This window comes from Vibrio sp. Vb0937, from assembly GCF_033338855.1.
Genome location: NZ_JAWOTK010000439.1, coordinates 1 through 1,055 on the forward strand (window position 1 = coordinate 1; position 1,055 = coordinate 1,055).

Below are 1,055 nucleotides of genomic sequence, written 5' to 3' on the forward strand. Positions count from 1 at the left end.
ATGTAATGGCTCATCAAGCAGCCATTCTCCACCACACTTCGGACACTTACGTGCTTTCTCGCTCTCCAACGACTGACCGCCCACACGATACTGATAATAGTAAGTTGGAATCTTGGTGATGTATTCGATACGACCACGCAAATCCCAACCGCGGCGGAACAACACACTGTCTACGTCGCAAATTTCGTGCAGCGCCGCATGCTCCGCGCGGCACCCGCCCGCCATTTGGATTTCATCGCACGCTTGCCATTCCGTCTGCCATTTGATGACCGCTTTATGATCGCCATTGAGTGTCGGATCATTACGATACAGTGGAATTGGCAACAAGGTTTCACCACTGCGCAGTGGCGAGCATGTGTGCACATACGTCGTGTAGAGCACTTGCCAACTTGGCGCTTCGTCTTCGGCCGCTTGTTCTGAATTTAAATCACGACCAAGCATACGCATTTTCGGCGCAAGCAAAGACGCATCAGACAAACGATTCATGCACACTTTAACGAAATCTGAATGATAACGCGGATGCAAACTGTCTTGTTCCGGGCAAACCACGCGCACAAAAAATTCGCCATCGCCCATCACTATCGGGAATTCACGACCTAGCACTTGGCCGTTGTAACGTAACGCATCCATCAAACCGTTAATGGCTTTATCTACCGCACTGACGGTGGTGTTATCAAAACACTCAAATTGCAACTCAACAACGTACATGCTTACACCGCAGCCTCAATTTTGGCCAAAAACTCCACAACATTCTCTGCGAGCACTTCGCGCTTATCTGTTCCTAAACGCTCTAAAATCACATTGCCCGTTAAGTTACAAATTGAAATCACGTCCAATTCTGCATCCGTCGCTGCGATAAACACCGTCGGTTTTAGCTTTAGACGACGCTGTGTCACCAAGTGACCCAAAATGTTCTCTTGTAAACGAACAAAATCGTCATCGCTCCAAACTTGAAGCAATGTCAGAGGATTCGTCTGCCACGTTGCGTCCATATCCGCACTGTATTGAGATCCATAAAACGCTTTAATGTCTTCATGCAGCGTCAACTCAATCGC

The 1,055-nt window shown here is 48.2% G+C and carries 2 protein-coding genes; both read right to left on the reverse strand.

The window, feature by feature from the left end:
- Window positions 1–708, reverse strand: a 708-nt coding sequence (locus tag R7P67_RS26330; RefSeq protein WP_318086518.1) for a Zn-ribbon-containing protein, incomplete at its 3' end; no start/stop codon positions are given.
- Window positions 709–710: 2 nt separating this feature from the next.
- A partial coding sequence (gene syd, locus R7P67_RS26335) for a SecY-interacting protein (protein WP_318086519.1) occupies window positions 711–1,055 on the reverse strand: 345 nt, incomplete at its 5' end.